This is a genomic window from Micromonospora yongxingensis (assembly GCF_052601155.1).
Map to the genome: position 1 here is coordinate 51823 of NZ_JBQXEO010000026.1, position 16490 is coordinate 68312.

The following is a 16490-nucleotide window of genomic DNA, read 5'->3' on the forward strand; positions in this document are numbered from 1 at the left end:
CCATCGCCCCCGCGATCCGCCGCGCTCGCCCCTGGGCAGGCGTCCGGTCAGCTGTCAGAGTCGGCGAAAATGTCGTACACCTGTTCTAATGTGGTCTCATGTTGGAGGCGTTGGCGCAGGCGGGCGGTGCCGTCGACGACTGCGTCGAAGCCGCCCCGTGGGCGCTCTCCGACGACGAGCTGCTGGCGGCACTCGACGTGACGCACACGGTGGCGCAGCGGCTGGCCACGATCCAGCTCGGGCTGGTGCGCGAGCTGGACGCCCGCGGCCTGGCGGTCGCCCGTGGCGCCTCCTCCACCGCGGTCTGGCTGCGGGAACGACTTCGACTTCCCGGTCGGTCCGCCCGCCAACTGGTCGCACTGGCCGCCACCTTCGATGCTGCGCCAGTGCCGGTGCGCGATGCCATGCTCACCGGCGCCGTCACCGTCGAGCAGGGCCGGGTGGTGGCGGAGACCATCGCCGCTCTTCCCGCCGACTCGGGGCCGGCGGTGGCCGACAAGGCCACCGAGCTGCTCATCTCCTGGGCCGACCGGTTCGACCCGACGATCCTGCGCCGGCTCGCGGAGCGCGTCCTCACGCACGTCGCGCCGGACCTGGCCGACCAGGCCGAGCTGGCGGCCCTCGAACGGACCGCCGAGCGGGCCGAGGCACGGCGGCACGTCACCCTCTCCGAGCAGCAGGACGGGCAGGTCCGCCTCAGCGGCAGCCTCGACATCGAGACCGCGAGCCTGCTGCGCGAGGCGATCGGGCCGCTCTCCGCGCCGACCGGTGAGCACGACGACCGCAGTCCCGGCCAGCGTCGAGCGGATGCGCTCGGCGAGATCTGTCGGCTGGCGCTGCGGACCGGCTATCTGCCGGACAGCGGCGGTGACCGGCCGCAGCTCGTGGTGACCGTGTCGCTGGACGCGCTGGTCAACGGCATGCGCGCGGGCACCCTGGAGACCGGGGCGCAGCTCACGCCGGGCGCGGTCCGCCGGCTCGCCTGCGACGCCGCCGTGCTTCCCGCCGTGCTCGGCGGCAACAGCCAGGTCCTGGACGTCGGGCGCCAACGCCGGCTCTTCACCGGGCCGCTGCGCCGCGCGCTGGTGCTCCGCGACGGAGGCTGCGCCTTCCCCGGCTGCGACCGGCCGTCCCGATGGTGCGACGGTCACCACGTCCAACACTGGGCCGACGGCGGCGCGACGGCGCTGGGCAACGCCGTCCTGCTCTGCGGGCACCACCACCGACTCCTCCACCAGGGCGACTGGACGGTCCGCATCGCGGCCGACGGCCAACCCGACTTCCTCCCACCCCGCTGGCTCGACCCACTCCGTACGCCCCGCCGCAACCTCTACCACCGGCGCTGCTGACACCGAGAAGCAGCGGTCCCGCCCACCCAAAGCACGCCACCGCAGCACCATGCGCACACCTCTCGGCGTTCCGTCACGCCTCAACGCGGCACCGTCTCGCCGCCACGCCGTCTCTATCGGGTGGTCGCGTCGGTAATTCCCTGGAAGGGCCGGGCTTGGAAGCGTAGGGTTGCAGGCCGCTTGACGGCCGAGGTGAGCTGCACCGGAACGGACGTCCCCGCGCCGGGCGGCCGGCCATCCGCCCCCGGACACGCGAGCGCGCAGCAGATGTGAACGATGGGACGTCAGCATGCACGCACTCGACCTCGAAACCGACCTCGACACCGATCTGACCGCCGAGCGCGCACACCTGGCCACCTCGCGGGAGGCACTGCGACGGATGCGGGAGCGGGCCGAAGCCCTCTTCGCGACCGGCGATCAGGTGGCCGGTGACGCGTACGCCGCGGAGACGCTCGGCCGCACCCTTGCCCGTCGGGTGGCTGAACTGGCCGACGACCCCACCACACCGCTCTTCTTCGGCCGCCTGGACTTCGGCGGGGACAACACGACCACCGAGGGCACCCCGGCCTCGAACGCCGACACAAGTTCCGGGTCGGACACGACCGACGGCATGGGCGCGACCGACGCCGGCACCACCGCGGTGGGCGCGAGCAGCGGCAGCGATCACGCCGGGCGGCGCTATCACGTGGGTCGTCGGCATGTCACCGATGAGCGGGGCGAGCCGTTGGTGCTGGACTGGCGTGCGCCGGTCTCGCGGTCGTTCTACCGGGCCAGTGCGCGGGATCCGCAGGGGGTGGCGGTCCGGCGCCGGTTCGGGTTCAGCAACGGGGTGCTGACCAGCTTCGAGGACGAGCGGTTGGACCGGGGCGAGGAGCTGGGTACGACGAGCCGGATCCTCACCGCCGAGATCGAGCGGCCGCGCGTGGGGCCGATGCGGGACATCGTCGCCACCATCCAGCCGGAGCAGGACGAGCTGGTCCGGGCGGACCTGGCCGACTCGATCTGCGTGCAGGGCGCGCCGGGCACCGGGAAGACGGCCGTCGGTCTGCATCGGGCCGCGTACCTGCTGTACCTGCACCGGGAGCGGTTGCGGCGGGCCGGTGTGCTGATCGTCGGGCCGAACCGGGCGTTCCTGTCGTACATCGCGGCGGTGCTGCCGGCGCTGGGTGAGGTCGAGGTCGAGCAGGCGACGGTGGAGGAGCTGATCTCCCGGGTGCCGGTGCGGGCGGTCGAGCCGTCCGCGGTGGCCGCGCTCAAGCACGACGTACGGATGGCCAGCGTGCTGCAACGCGCGGTACGGGCACAGATCGGTACGCCGACGGAGCCGATCACCGTGTCGGACGGGTCGTTCCGGTGGCGGATCGGGGTGGACCCGCTGTACCGGATCGTCGAGGAGACCCGCCGGGAGGGGCTGCCCTACGGCACCGGCAGGGAGCGGGTCCGGGCTCGGGTGGTGAGCCTGCTGCAGAGGCAGGCCGAGGCGCGTCGGGCGGAGTCGCCCGGCGACGCGTGGTTGCGCCGGATGGGCCGGTGCCGACCGGTGGTCGATTTCCTGGACGCGGTCTGGCCGGCGCTCACCCCCGAAGGGCTGGTGTACGGCCTGCTCGCCGACCCGGCCCGGCTGGCCGCCGCGGCCGACGGGCTGCTCAGCGACGCCGAGCAGGCGCTGCTGGTGTGGGCGAAGCCGGCCCGTACCGCGAAGGCGACCCGCTGGACCGCCGCCGACGCGGTGCTGGTCGACGAGGCGGCCGGGCTGCTGGAACGGCCTTCCGGTTTCGGGCACGTGGTGGTCGACGAGGCGCAGGACCTCTCCCCGATGCAGTGCCGGGCCATCGCCCGGCGCAGCGAGCACGGCTCCGTCACCCTCCTCGGGGACCTCGCCCAGGGCACCGCGCCGTGGGCGGCGACCGACTGGCGGGAGTCCCTGCTCCACCTGGGCAAACCGGACGCCGTGGTGGTCCCGCTGACGATCGGCTTCCGGGTGCCCGCCGCGGTGGTCGCGTTCGCCAACCAGCTGCTGCCGGCGCTCGCGGTGGACGTACCGCCGGCCGAGTCGCTGCGCCACGACGGCGGCCTGGACGTGCGTACCGTGACCGACCTGACGGCGGCGACGGTGGCCGAGGTGCGGGCGGCGCTCGCGCACGACGGCTCGGTCGGCGTGATCGCGGCGGACGACGCGGTCGACGGGCTGCGCGCGGCGCTGGCGGCCGTCGGCGTCCCGACCGCGACCGCCGACGACGTCGCCACCCTGGCACGGGTCACGGTGGTGCCCGCGACGCTGGTCAAGGGCCTGGAGTACGACCACGTGGTGGTGGTCGAGCCGGCCGCGATCGTCGCGGCCGAGCCGCGCGGGCTGCACCGGTTGTACGTGGTGCTCACCCGTGCGGTGTCGCGGCTCGCGGTGCTGCACCACGAGCCGCTGCCCGCGCCGCTCCTGACCGGGTCAGCGGCCGGTCAGAGCTGAGGCGATCTCGCGCAGTGGCTGGCCGGACTCGGCGAGCGGCACCGTGAAGGCCAGCCAGGAGCCGTCGGTGAACTCAATCCGGAGGCGCTTCGGGTTGAGCCGGTGCCAGCCCACGCGGGCGTCGGACACCGCCGCCCGGGGCGCCGACCAGACGATCCGGGTCTCGGCCACCGCCCGCTGGTCATCGGCCGCGCTCGACCAGAGCTTCACCGGCCCGGACGCGCAGACCAGCAGCCGCCGGTCGGTGACGGCGAGGACCGTGTCGGTGAGCGTGGTCGCCGGGGGTACGGGCCGCCGGGCGTGCTGGAGGGTGGAGGCGGACGAGCCCGGGGTGCCCCGGCCGGCCACCCCGTGGGTGATCCGGTCGACGAGCCGGTCCCCCGCCGGGAAGGAGATCAGCGGCGAGATCAGGTTGAGCAGTGCCCCGGAGACACGGCCGCCACCACCGGCGACGGAGGCTTCCGGCTGCTCCGCTGCCGGCGGATCAGCCGGCAGGACGCCATGGGCGACCTCCGTCTTCGCGACGGCGAGCACCTGCTCCCCCGGGTCGACGAGCTGGGTCAGTCGTTCCTGGTAGCTGATGTCCGCCATCGGCTCAGTACCGGTCCTGGCGGTCGCTGGCGGGCCGGGCGGCGTCCGGAGCGTCACCGATCACCTCGCCCACCAGCTCGCGTACCCGGGCGGCGGCCGCCTCCTGGGCACGGCTGGCGGCGGCGGTGAACTCCTCGGCCAGGGTGAACGAGTCGAGGCGCATCGCCCGCGCGTTGATCTCGGACGAGACGATCGTGCCGTCCGCCGCGGCGGTGACCCGGACCAGGCCGGAGTCGCTGACACCCTCGGCGCTGCTCTGTTCGAGCTCGGTCATCTTGCTGGCCAGTTCGCGTTGCCAGCCGTCCAGGTTGCGGGCCAGCGCCTCGATGCGGTCCAGACCGGGAAAGGTCATGGCGGTCCCTCTCAGGTCAGGATGGAGTCGAAGACATTCTGCACGCCCTTGGTGTACGGACCCAGATCCTCGCGGTACGTGCCGTCCACCAGGTAGTTGCGGTCCTTTGTGCCGTCGGAGATGTCGTGCATCCCGACGCCGGTGTCCAGGAGTGCCCCGCCGAGGCCGGGGACGTTGACCGGGGACACGTGGTTGATCACGAACTTGCCCGGAAAGAGCGTCTTGAACTTCTCGATCTGGAACGCCCTGGCCTCGGCCGTCCACCCCGACTTGTTCCACGCCCGGTACGCCTTCTTCGCCTTGCGGATCTCCAGCACCGCGCGGCGGTACTTCATCAGCAGTTCGGCGACCTTCTGCATCTTGGTGGCCAGCTTCGTCAGGATCTCGGCGAACCGAGCGACGATCTTGACCATGCGGCCGACGGTGGTGGCCAGCTTGGCCAGCACCCGGACGACCGTCGCCGCGAGGGAGATGCCGGCGCTGAGCGCCGCCGCGACCGCCGCGATGATCACCTCGGTGAGGAACCAGAGCAGGAACTCGAGGATCAGCTCGACCAGCAGGTTGAACGCGTCGACGGCCGCGTTGGCCGCGTCGACCAGCACCTCCTTGGTGCCGTCCAACCCGCGGGCCAGCTCCTCGATCGCCTCCTCCACCGACGCCATCGAGGCGTGGAAGCTCTCGGCGGCATCGCCCGACCAGGCACCGCGAAGGCGGGCCCGGTGCGAGATCTGCTCACCGGCGATCTCGCGGACCGCCTCGCCGGTGGTCAGGCACAGCTGGGCGGCGCGCATCAGGTCGTCCGGCTCGCCCGCGACCAGTTCGAGGAGCTGCTCGAAGGGCCAGAGCACCGCGTTGGACAGTGGCTTGAACGGGTCGGGGGTGCCCGACACGATCTGCTCGAAGTAGGTCTTGTTGCGCTGCAACGCCTCGGTGCTCACGCCGGCACCTGCCCGTTCGAGCCGCCGCCGCTGCTCGACCAGGGACCGGGCGCGATGACGTCGGGAGCGGGCGGGCGGCCTGGCACGAACATGTCGGTGTTGGCCACGTCGGTGCCGGTGTAGGCGCCGGCGGTGTCTTCGAGCCCTTCGGCGATGTCCGCCATCACCTCGGCACCGTCGGCCAGCCCCTGCAGGCACGCCTCGAACTGCTCGGCGTACGTCGCCGCGAGGCTGAAGGACGCCGGCATCACACCGAACGCGTGCCGGGGCACGTGCCCGTCGCCGAATGAACGGTGCAGCTCGCGGAAGCGGGCCGCCCGGTCGGTGGACGCCTTGGCGAATGCCGTCAGGGCCTCCGGCTGGACCTCCAGCTCGTTGCTCGGGCTCGACACGGACCCTCCCCTGTGTCCTGTGCGGCAGGTCAGCCGCCGCAGCTCCCCACCATAGGCACTTCGCGATGCCGCCGGTATCCCCGGGTGACGGCGTCGGGGCGACGCGGGCTTGACTTTGTGTTTTAAAGTTCTTTGCGTGAACCTTGACGACGATCCGCCTCCCGCCGACGCCGCAGCGGCGCTCCAGCTGATCCGAGAGCAGCAGGTGGCGGCGACACGCGAGCTCCAACCGGACGCCCGGCTGCTCTACTGGCCCTGGGGCGTCGCCTGGCTGGTCGGTTTCGGGCTCTTCTTCCTGCGCTTCGCACCCGACGGCCGGGTGCTGGTCCGGCTGCCGGAATGGCTGCCGTTGACCGTCCTCTTCGTCCTGCTCGTCATCGCCGCAGCCATCCAGGCGGTCGCCGGCAGGCGCGCGTACGGACAGGTCAGCGGAGACTCCGCCCAGCGCGGGCGCTGGTACGGCTGCTCCTGGGCCCTGGGTTCGGTGAGCGTCTACGCGGGGCTCGGCCGGGTCGTCGAGCACCTGCCACACGACCAGGCGGCGCTGCTCTGGTCGGCGACCGCCGTGGGTCTGACCGCCGCGCTGCACATGGCCGGCGGCGCCATCTGGCTGAACCGGGACCTGTTCCGGCTGGGCGTCTGGATCAGTGTGATCAACGTGGCCGGCACGTTCGCCGGGCCGGGCTGGCACGCGCTGGTGATCGCGGTGGCCGGCGGCGGCGGGATTCTGGTCGCCGGCGCGATCAGTTGGCTACGACAGCGGCACCCGTCGTGACGGAGCTGGATCCGGTGATCCACGCGCAGGCCCGGCTGCGGGTGGTCGCCACCCTCTCCACCCTCGGCGACGGCGACCGGATCGCCTTTCCACGGTTGCAGGAGCTGCTCGCGATGACCGCCGGCAACCTCTCCGTGCACCTGCGCAAGCTCGAGGACGCCGGCTACGTCGAGGTCAGCAAGACCCACCGTGGACGCACCCCGGCCACCCTCATCCGGCTCAGCAGGCGGGGCCGGCTCGCGTTCGAGGAGTACACGGAGGCGATACGCACCCTGCTCGACCCCACCCCGTCGAAGGAGCAGTCATGACCCTCGCCCGCGCCGACCAGGCCAGCCGCCGGTACGGCGACGTCCTTGCCCTCGACCGCGTCGACCTCGAAGTCCGGGCCGGTGAGCTGGTCGGCCTGCTCGGCCCGAACGGCGCCGGCAAGAGCACCCTCATGAACCTGCTGGTCGGTCTGCGTCGACCCAGTTCCGGGCGGGTCGAGCTGTTCGGCGGCGACCCCCGCGACCCGGCGTCCCGGCGACAGATCGGGGTCACCCCGCAGGAGACCGGCCTGCCGGGCACGCTGCGCGTCGGCGAGGTCGTCGACTTCGTCTCCGCGCACTACCCGGACCCGGTGCCTCGGGGCGAGTTGCTCGACCGCTTCGGTCTGGGCGACCTGGCCCGGCGGCAGACCGGCGGTCTCTCCGGCGGGCAGCGCCGACGGCTGGCGGTGGCGCTGGCGTTCGTGGGCCGACCCCGGCTGGTGCTGCTCGACGAACCGACCACCGGCCTCGACGTGGCCGCCCGGCGCACCCTCTGGGACGCGATCCGGGCGTTTCACGAGGACGGCGGAACGGTCCTGTTGAGCAGCCACTACCTGGAGGAGGTGGAGGCCCTGGCCCGCCGGGTGGTGGTCATCGGGCACGGTCGGGTGCTCGCCGACGACACGGTGGGCGCGGTGCGCGACATCGTCGGCGTACGGCGGGTCAGCCTGGTCGCCGACGAGCTGCCCGAGCTGCCGGGGGTGGTCCGCACCGAACGGATCGACGGTCGACTGCACCTGCTCACCACGGACGCCGACCAGCTGGTCCGGGCGCTGGTCACCGCCGGGACCACCTTCGCCGACCTGGAGGTCCGGCCCACCTCGCTGGAGGAGGCGTTCCTCGCGATCACCGCGGGAGAGCAGCCCGCCACCGGGGAGCAGCCCGCCACGGCCGCTGCCGGCGGCCCACCCACCACCGCCGCTGCCGGCGGCCGAACCAGCCCCGCCTGAGGAGGCGACCACCGTGCAGCTCACCCTGGTCCACGCCCGCTACCAGCTCCTGGAGATCATCCGGATTCCGGTGGCCGTCTTCGGCAGCGCCTTCTTCCCGGCCGCCGCCATGATCTTCTTCGTGGTGCCGTTCGCCGGCCAGGACCCGGCCGGCGCCACCTTCGCCACCGCGTCGATGGTGACCTTCTCGGTGATGAGCGCCAACATCTTCCAGTACGGTGTCGGCGTCGCCGAGGACCGCGACCAGCCGTGGAATCCGTACACCCGGACCCTGCCGGCCGGGCCGGCGCCCCGGTTCGCCGGCCGGGTGCTGGCCGGCCTGACGCTGACGTACCTCTCGCTGATCCCGGTCGTCGTGATCGGCGCGACGCTGACCGCGGCCCGGATCACCCCGGCGGCGATCCTGCTGACCATCGGCACCGTGGCCGTCATCTCGGTGCCGTTCACGCTCATGGGGCTCGCCATCGGCTACTCGCTGCCGAGCAAGGCGGCGATCGTCGTGGCGCAGGTCGTCTTCCTGCCGCTCGCGTTCGGCGGGGGCCTGCTCTCCGCGCCGGGTGACGCACCGGGGTTCATCGAGACGATCGCGCCGTTCCTGCCCACCCGGGGCGCGGCCGAGCTCATGTGGGCGGCGGTCGGCGACTACCGCGTCCAGCCGCTGGCGCTGGTCATGCTCGGTGTCTGGGTGGTGCTGCTCGCCACGCTCGCCGGCTGGGCGTACCGGCGGGACGAGGGTCGCCGGTTCAGCTGACGATTCGTCCGTTTCCGCCCCGGGCCGCGGCGGGACGGTGCCAGGATCGGCAGGGGGCCGTGGTGGCCGCCCCGGGCCGAGAGGGGTCTTCACCGTGAGCACCGTCCCGCCGGGTACGCCCTGCTGGGCCGACCTGGCCACCCCGGACCTGGCCGACGCCCGGCGCTTCTACCCGGAGCTGTTCGGCTGGACCGGCCGGGTGACACCGGAGCAGGAGGCGGGCGGTTACACCGTCTTCCTGCTCGACGGGCGGCCGGTGGCCGGCGCCGGGCCGCCGGCGATCCCGGACCAGGTGCCGATCTGGTCCACGTACCTCGCCACGGACGACGCGGAGCTGGTCGCCGGGCGGGTCGAACGGGCCGGCGGGCAGGTCGTCGTGCCGCCGTTCGAGGTCTTCGACCGGGGCCGGATGGCGGTCTTCGCCGACCCGGCGGGCGCCACGTTCAGCGTCTGGCAACCGCAGGCGATGCCCGGCGCCGAGGTGTTCAACGTGCCGGGCGCCATGAGCTGGAACGAGCTGGTCACCCCGGACCCGGAGGGCGCGAAGGTCTTCTACGAGCTGGTGTTCGGTTGGCAGCCGGACGACCAGGCGGTCGGCGGGATGACGTACACCGGGTGGCGGCTCGGGGCGCGGATCGTCGCCGGGATGATGCCGCCGTTCGCCGACGACTTCCCGGCCGACCTGCCGGCGTACTGGACGGTGTACTTCGCGGTGGCGGACGCGGACGCCGCCGCGGCGCGCGCCGCCGAGCTGGGCGGGACGATCCTGGTCCCGCCGCGCGACAACCCCGCCGGGCGGTTCGCCGCCCTGCGCGACCCCCAGGGCGCCCTCTTCTCCGTCATCGACCTCGGCCCGGACGGCGACTGACCGCCTGCTCAGCGTGGGCGGACTGGGACCACGAGGGGACCGTGGGCGCCGTCGACCACGCGGACGCTGGCCCGGTAGTGGGTGGCGAGAAGATGCTCGGTCAGCACCTCGCGCGGCGTCCCGGAGGCCACCACCCGGCCAGCGGCGAGCATCACCATCCGGTCGGCGTACTCGCCGGCCACGGAGAGGTCGTGCATCGTGGCGAGCACGGTCAGGCCGTGCTCGCGGCGCAACTGGTCGACCAGCTCCAGCACCTCCTGCTGGTGACCGATGTCCAGCGCACTGGTCGGCTCGTCGAGCAGCAGCAGCGTCGCGCCCTGGGCCAGCGCCCGGGCGAGGAAGACCCGCTGCCGCTCGCCTCCGGAGAGGGTCGCCAGCTCCCGGCGGTGGAAGCCGGTGAGATCCAACCGGTCGAGCACCTCGTCGACGGCGTCCACGTCGGCCGCCGACTCCCGGCCCAGCGGCGGGATGTACGGGGTGCGTCCCAGCAGCACGTAGTCGAGCACCGACATTCCGGGCGGCACCACCGGGGACTGCGCCACCGTGGCCACCACCCGGGCGCGGTCCCGGCGGCGCAGCGCGGCGCTCGGCGTACCGAACAGGGTGATCGCCCCCGGCGCGGGCAGCAGCCCGCCGACGGCGCGCAGCAGGGTCGACTTCCCGGCGCCGTTCGGGCCGATCACGGTGACCCACTCGCCGGCGGCGACGGTGAGGTCGACGCCGGCGAGGATCGGCGTGCGGTCCAGGCTGACGTGCAGGTCCCGGACCTCGACGGCCGGCACGCCCGGGGCGGCCTCGGTGTCGATGGTGGGGTGCCGGCTCACGTGAGCACCCGCCGGGCGGTACGCAGCACGAGCACGAAGAACGGGCCACCGAGCAGAGCGGTGACCACCCCGATCGGGATCTCGGCCGGGGCGGCGGCCGTGCGGGCCACCACGTCGGTCAGCGCCAGGAACGCGCCGCCGAACAGCAGCGACAGCGGCAGGATCACGCGGTAGCTCGCCCCGGCGAGCAGCCGGACGGTGTGCGGCACGATGATGCCGACGAAGCCGATCAGACCGGTCGCGGAGACCGCCGCGGCGGTGCCCAGCGAGGCGGCGGCGATCAGCAGGTAGCGGGAGCGCTGCGGGTGCAGGCCGAGGCTCCTCGCCTCGTCGTCACCGACCGCGAGGACGTCCAGCTCGCGGCGGTGCAGCAGCACCACCACGGTGGTGAGCACGGCGTACGGCAGCACCAGCAGAACGTCGTGCCAACCCGCGGTGGCCAACCGACCGAGCAGCCAGGAGTAGACCGGCTGGATGCTGTCGGAGTGCCGTTGCAGCAGGTAGGTCTGCCCGGCGGAGAGGAACGCGGAGACCGCCACGCCGGCCAGGATCAGCATGGCCGGCGACCGGCTCCGCCCGCCGGCACCACCGAGCAGGTAGGTCATCGTCACGGCGAGCAGCGAGCCGGCGAACGCGGCCAGCGGAATGGTCATCGGCAGGCCGGTGATCGAACCCTCCCGCCCGACGCCGCCCAGAGCGATCACCGCGGTGACCGCGAGGCCCGCGCCGGCGGCGACGCCCAGCAGGTACGGGTCGGCCAGCGGGTTGCGGAACACACCCTGGTAGCAGCCGCCGGCCAGGGCGAGGAGACCGCCGACGAGCAGGCCCAGCACCACCCGGGGCAGCCGCAGCTCCGTGACGATCGCGATCTCCCGCTCGGTCAGCCCGCTGTCCAGACGCACCCCGGGGATCAGGTTGAGCAGCTCGGCGGCGACGCTGCCCGGCGGCAGGCTGACCGGGCCGAACGACACCCCGGCGACCAGCGCGACGAGCACCGCGAAGACGCCGGCGACCAGCCAGCGTTTGCGCAGGCCGGCGGGCCGGGCTCCGGACGGCGACCCGGCGGGCCGGGACGGTGGTGGCGTCCCGGCCGGCCGGGTGGGTGGTGCCGTGGCGTCCACCGGTGGTGCCTCGCTCACCGACGGACGAGGGTCACGCGGGCACCTTGGCGACCGCGTCGATGATGACCCGGAGCAGGTCCACGATCCGGGGGCCCCAGCGGGAGGCGACGTCGTCGTCCAGCGCGACGATCTGGCTGTTCTTCACCGCGGTCAGCCCGGCCCAGCCGCTGCGGGCCTTGACCGAGTCGGCGTTCTGCTGGCAGCACTTGGAGTCGGCCAGGAAGACGAAGTCCGGGTCGGCCTTGACGATGAACTCCTGGGACAGCTGCGGGTAGCCGCCGTTCTTGCTGTCGGCGTCGGCCGGGTCGGCGATGTTGGTGAGACCGACGAGGCTGTAGAGCGAGCCGATGAAGGTCTTGCTGGTCGCGCTGTACAGCTCGGGGCCCAGCTCGTGGTAGTAGGTGAGCTTCTCGGTGCGCTGCGGCAGGTCCTTGACCAGCTTGGCGATGTCGTCCTTCATCCGCCCGGTGACGTCGGCGGCCTGGTCGGCGTGGCCGGTCAGGGAGCCCAGGTCGGTGATCTGCCGGTAGGTGTCGTCCAACGTGGTCGCCGCCGGGGTCAGGTAGACCGGGATCTTCAGCTTGCCGAGCTGGTCGACGATCTTGTTTCGGTCGTCGGAGAGCACCACCAGGTCGGGGCTCTTGCCGGCGATCGCCTCCGCGTTCGGCTGGAAGCCGGAGAGGTCGCTCTTGGGCGCCTCGGCCGGGTAGTTGGAGTTGTCGTCGACCGCGGTCACCTGCGGGCCGGCACCGATGGCGAAGAGCATCTCGGTGGCGCTGGCCGACAGCGAGACGATCTTCTCGGGGCGCTTGTCGAGCGTGAGCGAGCCGACCGTGACGGGGTAGCTGGCGGTCGCGGAGCTGGCGCCGGCGGCCGGCTGGTCGGCGGTCTTCTCGGCGCACGCGCCGAGGGCGAGCGCGGCGACCGCGAGGGTCGCGGCGAAGAGCCGGGGGGTACGTCCGGACATGTGTCCTCCTGTCGGTCGAGGAGTGTGGTGCTTCGCCGACAGGGACTTTCGTACGCCCGCCCACGAGGCGCCCTTCCTCGAGAGCGCGTATCGCGACCGTTCCGCAGGCGACCTGGCTAATCCCCGTCGCACAGGACGGGGCATCACAGTTGCGGGACAGCGCCGGTTTCACACCGACTTCGCTGCGGATTGGTCGCTAAGACGGTAGCGCACCGCTGGGACCAGCCTCGTTGATCTAGAACATATCGCCGTGAGCCGATATCGCGTCACGACGATATGCCCCGGATCGGCCCGAGAAGGGGGTTGGGGAGAGAGCGGGAAGGAGGGTGGTGGGGCCCCGCCGGGGGCGGGACGGGGCCCCACCCGATCAGGAGGCGGTGATGGTGACGTTGTCCACAGCCGCCTCGACCAGGCTGGCGCCCGAGGCGTCCGCCGCCTCGACCAGGATGCGGACCGACTGGCCGGCGTACGGGGTGAGGTTGAGGTTCGCCACCGCCCAGGTGCCGTTGCGGTTGGCCGCCGCACCGGCCTGGGTGAGCAGTGCCGTGGTGCCTCCGTTGTGCACCACGCTCACCCGCAGGTAGTCCGCCGAGGAGGCGTTCGAGCCGTGCGCCAGGTACCAGGCCAGCGACAGGGTCAGGGTGCCGGACGACGGCAGGGTCACCGCCGGGGACCGGGCGCTGGTCACGCCGCCGTCGAGGTCGTGGTCACCGGCCGCCGATCCCGCGAGCCGCCCGGTGACCAGGTCGTTGGCGCCGGCGTACGGGGTGAGCTGCTTGGGCCCGCTGGAGGTGGTCGCCTGGGCGGCGCCCCGCTCGAACGCACCGGCCGTGGCGGTGTCGGTGCCGGCCGGGTTGGTGGTCCACCCGGTGGCCGTCTCGAAGGTGTCCGACCAGACCGTGGTGCCGCCACCACCGCCACCGCAGTACTGCGCCTGCTTGCCGATGGCCCGGTACGGGCAGTCGGCGTACTCGCTGAGCATCAGCACGGCCTCCCGGTTGCGCGAGGTCTGCGCCGGGATCACCTCGTCGGGTGGGTAGAACCCGCCGCCGCTGGACGAGCCCGGGTACATCTCGAAGGTGTACGCCCAGATGTTGTGGGTGGCCCACATCCAGTCGATGCTGTCCCCGTCGGTGATGTAGAGGTCGCTGGACTGCTCCGGGGTGTAGTTGTTGGTGGCCGCCATCTGCTGGCCGATGGTGGCGAAGGTGTTGTACTGGTCCGCGCTCATGCCGGGTGCGGTGTTCGCGGTGGTGTAGCCGTACGGCCAGAGCACCAGCTGCGAGTAGGTGTGGAAGTCGATGTTCGCCCTGATCTGCTGCGTCCCGCCGACCACCCGACTGTTGACGAAGTTGCGCAGTGCCTGGGTCTCCGGTGCGGAGAACGCCGACGGGCCGCGGTAGGTCTCCGACGACGTCGAGCCGGACGAGCCACCGCAGCAGCCCCAGTTGTAGCTCCAGTTGCGGTTCAGGTCGGTGCCGACGTTGGACGAGCCGCTGTTGGGCTGCCGGTTCTTGCGCCAGGACCGGTACGAACCCGTCGCGATGTCGTACTCGCTGCCGTCCGGGTTGACCGTCGGCACGATCCAGATCTCCCGACTGTTGACGATGTTCGTGATCCGGGAGTCGGCGCCGTAGCTGTCGGTGAAGAGGTTGAGCAGGTAGATCGCCATCTCGACGGTCAGGTGCTCGCGGGCGTGCTGCTGGGCGTTGAACAGGATCTCCGGCTCGACCTCGTCGGTGCCCACGTTGTCGGAGATCTTCACCGCCATCAGGTCCCGACCCTCGTACGACGTACCGATGCTGATCTTGCGGGCGATGGCCGGGTGGTCGGCGACGGCCCGGTTCACCACGGCGGTCAGCTCCGCGTAGTCGTGGTAGTTGGAGTCGGCGGGAGGGAAGGCCAGGGTGCCCATCTCTCCAGCCCCGCGCTCGGCGTTCGGCGGCGGGGCGAGCGGTTCCAGCCGGAAGCCGAGCCGGCCGATCGCCGCGGCCTCGGTGGCGGTGGCCGAGATGTGCAGCACGCCGTGTTCGGAGTAGTCGATGGCGGCGCCGGTGCGGGCCACGGCATTGCGGTCGGCGACCGTTCGGGGGCCGAGCACCCGGTAGCCGGCTGCGGTCTGCTCGGCGGCGCGGTCCGGTGCCGGGCGGGCGGCGACGGGGTTGGCGGCGACGGTGACGATTGCCAGCCCGGTGACGACGGCGAGCACCAGGACACGGCGGAGAGGGGTGGGCGTGCGGAGGGCCATGGACTACCTCCTCGAAGGGCGGGAGATCCCGCTCGGTGGAGGACACTTCACCATCAGTCACATGGTCATATCAATATCCATCGTTGCCTTGTCCATCCCAGGTGGACCATCGCGGCGGCAAAGATTTTCCACCACCGAACATCTGGCGAAACTTCCTTCCAAGCGGGACACTGACCAGCGACGATGCCCCCTCGACACCGCGGAGCACCCATGGCCAGATCCCGCCTGCACGCGGCCGCCCTCGCCGGCGTCACCGCGCTCACCCTGCTCGCCACCGCCGCGCCCGCGGCAGCCGCCCAGCCGCTCGCCACCGGCCGGCCGTCCACCACCGTCCACGACGAGCAGATCACCTTCCAGGACTGGTCCGGGCCCGCCGACTGGCACCGGGGCAGCCGCACCGGCACCCGCGTGGTCCCCGGCGCCCGGTCGGGCATCACCCTTGCCCGCCCCGCCGGCACCACCGAGTACGCCGACCCCCACACCGGCACCACCCGCAGCTGGGAGTACGGCACCTGGACCTCACCGGTGACCCGGGTCGGGTTCGACGCCACCGAGCTGATCGCCTCCTGGAACGCGGAGACCCCCGCCGGCACCTGGATCCAGGTGGAGATGCAGGGCAGCTACACCAGCGGAGACCAGACCCCGTGGTACGTGATGGGCCGCTGGGCGTCCGGCGACAGCGACATCAAGCGGACCACCGTCAACCGGCAGGGCGACCCCTGGTCGACGATCTGGACCGACACCTTCAGCATCGACGACGCCGCCGCCGGAGTGCTGCTGCGGTCGTACCAGCTGCGGCTGACCCTCTACCGGGCGCCCGGGCAGACCGCCGCGCCGGTGGTCCGGATGCTGGGCGCGATGAGTTCGACCGTGCCGGACCGGTTCACCGTCACGCCGAGCGCCGGGCACATCGCCTGGGGCGTCGAGCTGCCGGTGCCGCGCTACTCCCAGAACGTGCACTCCGGGCACTACCCCGAGTACGACGGCGGCGGCGAGGCATGGTGCTCACCGACCTCCACCGAGATGGTGGTCGAGTACTGGGGTCGCCAACCGTCGGCGGCCGACACCTCCTGGGTGGACCCGACCTACCCCGACCCGACCGTCAACCACGCCGCCCGGATGACCTACGACTACGCGTACGACGGCGCCGGCAACTGGCCCTTCAACACCGCGTACGCGGCCAGCTTCCCCGGCCTGGAGGGTCGGGTGACCCGGCTGCACTCGCTGGACGAGCTGGAGCGCTTCATCGCCGCCGGCATCCCGGTGGTGACCAGCCAGTCCTTCCTCGCCAGCGAGCTGGACGGGGCGAACTACGGCACCTCCGGGCACCTGTTCGTGGTGGTCGGCTTCACCGCCGACGGCGACGTGATCGTCAACGACCCCGCCTCGTCGAGCAACGACGTGGTGCGCAACGTCTACCAGCGGGAGCAGTTCGAGCAGATCTGGCTGCGGACCAAGCGGACCAACGCCAGCGGCGGTGTCTCCGGCGGCTCGGGCGGGGTCGCCTACCTCATCAAGCCGACGTCGAAGCCCTGGCCCAAGGTCGCAGGCTCCACCAACTGGTGACCCGCCCCGCCAATCCCGCCAATCCC

At 72.3% G+C, this 16490-nt stretch carries 16 protein-coding genes and 1 riboswitch; of the genes, 8 read left to right on the plus strand and 8 right to left on the minus strand.

Annotated features, from left to right (window positions below; all coding sequences use genetic code 11):
• Nucleotides 1–98: 98 nt before the first annotated feature.
• Nucleotides 99–1349 (plus strand): HNH endonuclease signature motif containing protein, encoded by a 1251-nt coding sequence (locus tag ACTWLT_RS25765; protein ID WP_445320568.1) that lies wholly within the window; start codon nucleotides 99–101, stop codon nucleotides 1347–1349.
• Nucleotides 1350–1638: 289 nt separating this feature from the next.
• Nucleotides 1639–3813: a HelD family protein gene (locus tag ACTWLT_RS25770; RefSeq protein WP_445320569.1), complete on the plus strand. Its 2175-nt coding sequence runs from the start codon at nucleotides 1639–1641 to the stop codon at nucleotides 3811–3813.
• Here ACTWLT_RS25770 and ACTWLT_RS25775 read toward each other — a convergent pair.
• Genes ACTWLT_RS25775 through ACTWLT_RS25790 form a run of 4 tightly spaced genes read right to left on the minus strand, consistent with a single transcriptional unit; the run spans nucleotide 3793 to nucleotide 6086 of the window.
• On the minus strand, nucleotides 3793–4404 hold the full coding sequence (locus tag ACTWLT_RS25775) for a hypothetical protein (RefSeq protein WP_445320570.1): 612 nt from the start codon (nucleotides 4402–4404) through the stop codon (nucleotides 3793–3795). The genes ACTWLT_RS25770 and ACTWLT_RS25775 overlap by 21 nt on opposite strands.
• A 4-nt stretch (nucleotides 4405–4408) precedes the next feature.
• Complete coding sequence (locus tag ACTWLT_RS25780) at nucleotides 4409–4756, minus strand: YbaB/EbfC family nucleoid-associated protein (RefSeq protein WP_445320571.1); 348 nt, start codon at nucleotides 4754–4756, stop codon at nucleotides 4409–4411.
• A gap of 11 nt (nucleotides 4757–4767) precedes the next feature.
• Entirely contained in the window at nucleotides 4768–5694 is a 927-nt protein-coding gene (locus ACTWLT_RS25785) for a WXG100 family type VII secretion target (RefSeq protein ID WP_445320572.1), read from the minus strand.
• Entirely contained in the window at nucleotides 5691–6086 is a 396-nt protein-coding gene (locus ACTWLT_RS25790; RefSeq protein WP_445320573.1) for a type VII secretion target, read from the minus strand. The genes ACTWLT_RS25785 and ACTWLT_RS25790 overlap by 4 nt, the downstream gene beginning before the upstream one ends.
• A 136-nt stretch (nucleotides 6087–6222) precedes the next feature.
• Between ACTWLT_RS25790 and ACTWLT_RS25795 the strand changes: the two genes are divergently transcribed.
• The 5 genes from ACTWLT_RS25795 (at nucleotide 6223) to ACTWLT_RS25815 (ending at nucleotide 9738) form a co-directional block, all read left to right on the plus strand.
• On the plus strand, nucleotides 6223–6861 hold the full coding sequence (locus ACTWLT_RS25795; RefSeq protein WP_252416220.1) for a transporter: 639 nt from the start codon (nucleotides 6223–6225) through the stop codon (nucleotides 6859–6861).
• On the plus strand, nucleotides 6858–7169 hold the full coding sequence (locus ACTWLT_RS25800) for a transcriptional regulator (RefSeq protein WP_252416221.1): 312 nt from the start codon (nucleotides 6858–6860) through the stop codon (nucleotides 7167–7169). Before ACTWLT_RS25795 ends, ACTWLT_RS25800 begins: the two co-directional genes overlap by 4 nt.
• Nucleotides 7166–8119 (plus strand): ABC transporter ATP-binding protein, encoded by a 954-nt coding sequence (locus ACTWLT_RS25805; RefSeq protein WP_445320574.1) that lies wholly within the window; start codon nucleotides 7166–7168, stop codon nucleotides 8117–8119. The genes ACTWLT_RS25800 and ACTWLT_RS25805 overlap by 4 nt, the downstream gene beginning before the upstream one ends.
• A gap of 13 nt (nucleotides 8120–8132) precedes the next feature.
• A complete protein-coding gene (locus ACTWLT_RS25810) occupies nucleotides 8133–8870 on the plus strand; it encodes an ABC transporter permease (RefSeq protein WP_445320575.1) in 738 nt (245 codons plus the stop codon).
• A gap of 94 nt (nucleotides 8871–8964) precedes the next feature.
• On the plus strand, nucleotides 8965–9738 hold the full coding sequence (locus tag ACTWLT_RS25815) for a VOC family protein (RefSeq protein WP_252416224.1): 774 nt from the start codon (nucleotides 8965–8967) through the stop codon (nucleotides 9736–9738).
• An 8-nt stretch (nucleotides 9739–9746) separates the two neighbouring features.
• Here ACTWLT_RS25815 and ACTWLT_RS25820 read toward each other — a convergent pair whose 3' ends face one another.
• The 4 genes from ACTWLT_RS25820 to ACTWLT_RS25835 form a co-directional block, all read right to left on the minus strand.
• Complete coding sequence (locus ACTWLT_RS25820; protein WP_252416349.1) at nucleotides 9747–10520, minus strand: ABC transporter ATP-binding protein; 774 nt, start codon at nucleotides 10518–10520, stop codon at nucleotides 9747–9749.
• Nucleotides 10521–10558: 38 nt separating this feature from the next.
• Nucleotides 10559–11593, minus strand: coding sequence for a FecCD family ABC transporter permease (locus ACTWLT_RS25825; protein WP_445320599.1), 1035 nt, complete (start codon nucleotides 11591–11593; stop codon nucleotides 10559–10561).
• 121 nt (nucleotides 11594–11714) lie between these two features.
• Nucleotides 11715–12650: an ABC transporter substrate-binding protein gene (locus tag ACTWLT_RS25830; protein ID WP_445320576.1), complete on the minus strand. Its 936-nt coding sequence runs from the start codon at nucleotides 12648–12650 to the stop codon at nucleotides 11715–11717.
• Nucleotides 12651–12739: 89 nt separating this feature from the next.
• Nucleotides 12740–12882: riboswitch (cobalamin riboswitch) on the minus strand.
• Between the two features lie 135 nt (nucleotides 12883–13017).
• Nucleotides 13018–14898: a M14 family metallopeptidase gene (locus ACTWLT_RS25835; RefSeq protein WP_445320577.1), complete on the minus strand. Its 1881-nt coding sequence runs from the start codon at nucleotides 14896–14898 to the stop codon at nucleotides 13018–13020.
• A 210-nt stretch (nucleotides 14899–15108) separates the two neighbouring features.
• On the opposite strand from ACTWLT_RS25835, the gene ACTWLT_RS25840 reads away from it, so the two are divergent.
• Nucleotides 15109–16464, plus strand: coding sequence for a C39 family peptidase (locus tag ACTWLT_RS25840; protein WP_445320578.1), 1356 nt, complete (start codon nucleotides 15109–15111; stop codon nucleotides 16462–16464).
• Nucleotides 16465–16490 lie beyond the last annotated feature (26 nt).

Coding starts and splice junctions, on each gene's coding strand:
- ACTWLT_RS25765 (WP_445320568.1), top strand. CDS start 99: ATGTTGGAGGCGTTGGCGCAGGCGGGCGGTGCCGTCGACGACTGCGTC.
- ACTWLT_RS25770 (WP_445320569.1), top strand. CDS start 1,639: ATGCACGCACTCGACCTCGAAACCGACCTCGACACCGATCTGACCGCC.
- ACTWLT_RS25775 (WP_445320570.1), bottom strand. CDS start 4,404: ATGGCGGACATCAGCTACCAGGAACGACTGACCCAGCTCGTCGACCCG.
- ACTWLT_RS25780 (WP_445320571.1), bottom strand. CDS start 4,756: ATGACCTTTCCCGGTCTGGACCGCATCGAGGCGCTGGCCCGCAACCTG.
- ACTWLT_RS25805 (WP_445320574.1), top strand. CDS start 7,166: ATGACCCTCGCCCGCGCCGACCAGGCCAGCCGCCGGTACGGCGACGTC.
- ACTWLT_RS25830 (WP_445320576.1), bottom strand. CDS start 12,650: ATGTCCGGACGTACCCCCCGGCTCTTCGCCGCGACCCTCGCGGTCGCC.
- ACTWLT_RS25835 (WP_445320577.1), bottom strand. CDS start 14,898: ATGGCCCTCCGCACGCCCACCCCTCTCCGCCGTGTCCTGGTGCTCGCC.
- ACTWLT_RS25840 (WP_445320578.1), top strand. CDS start 15,109: ATGGCCAGATCCCGCCTGCACGCGGCCGCCCTCGCCGGCGTCACCGCG.